This window comes from Pseudoalteromonas sp. McH1-42, from assembly GCF_022347845.1.
Taxonomy (GTDB): Bacteria; Pseudomonadota; Gammaproteobacteria; order Enterobacterales; family Alteromonadaceae; genus Pseudoalteromonas; species Pseudoalteromonas rubra_D.
Genome location: NZ_JAKRFU010000077.1, coordinates 1 through 1146 on the forward strand (window position 1 = coordinate 1; position 1146 = coordinate 1146).

Here is a 1146-nt window from a genome sequence, read left to right on the forward strand (position 1 = left end):
TGATTTAGCTGTTGCGTCATGGCTGTGGCGATGGCCTGTTGCTGCTTCGCTTCGTTGCACATCCGCACATCGTCATAACTGAGGGTAAAGCGGGCGTCCTGACGGATCAGCTGCTCCGCGCCCTGCTCGCCATCACGATAAACGGTTTTAAGTACTTCGTGGCGGTCAATGATGGTTTGTAACACTGCTTCCACCACTGTCAGATCCAGCGTACCGCTGACATCAAAGGCAGCCGGCATATTGTATTGCGCCGAGCCCTTATGGAGCTGATCAATAAACCACAGGCGCTGCTGGGCAAAAGACAGCGGCGCGATATCCGATGCGACTCTGGGCGTGACTTTAGCGCGCACCTGAGTATTTTGCTGTTGCTCTGAGGCTAAAAATTCAATCAATGCCGCCTTATTTTGTTTTACCTGAGCGGCTATCTGAGGTGTGATTGCACCTTGTCTGGCTTTTGACTTGAGCTTGCCATTGTCGAGATAAAAACTGACGCCCTGTTTTTCTAGTTCTATGATTAACTTTTTAATTGTATTCATTGTTTTCTTCTTAAAATTCTGTCGATTAAATGTCGGACGCCGTGATTACCATTCCAGCTCTTCACACGCTTCTGTTTGCGTGTCGCGATTAGACTTAAGCTGCAAATATTCAATGTGGACTGCCTGATCGCAGATCCTGGTTGCGTCGTAGAGCTCCTGAATACTGAACTCAATGTTGAAGGTTTCACGCACCTGAGTTGCCAGCTTCACGACCAGCAGCGAATGGCCGCCCAGGTCGAAGAAGTGGCTTTGCGTGCTGATATCCTGATGCGCTATGCCCAACAGCTGAGACCAGATCTCACACAAGGTCTGCTCAATGTCATTTTCAGGTGCCACATAGGTATCCTGAAGCGCGCTGCTATCTGCTTCAGGCAGGGCTTTTTTGTTTACTTTGCCGTTGGCAGTCAGTGGCCAGTCGTCAATCACCACACCCAACTTAGGCACCATGTAATCCGGTAAGGTTTGTGCCAGCGTGGCCAGCGTCTGAGTCATAAACTCTGGCTGTGCTTGTTCTGCGATGGTCTCAACTGGCTGGACGTACGCCACCAAATAGGTGCCTGCCGGGCCGTTCTTAGCCAGCACCAGTGCACTGTCTACTTGTGTCTGGCGG

General features: G+C 50.7%; 2 protein-coding genes. Both read right to left on the reverse strand.

Annotation, left to right across the window (positions count from 1 at the left end):
- The coding region (locus MHN31_RS24085) for a condensation domain-containing protein (protein ID WP_239445553.1) at nt 1-536 on the reverse strand (536 nt) is incomplete at its 3' end.
- Between the two features lie 45 nt (nt 537-581).
- Nucleotides 582-1146: phosphopantetheine-binding protein (locus MHN31_RS24090; protein ID WP_239445554.1), on the reverse strand; the 565-nt coding region annotated here is incomplete at its 5' end.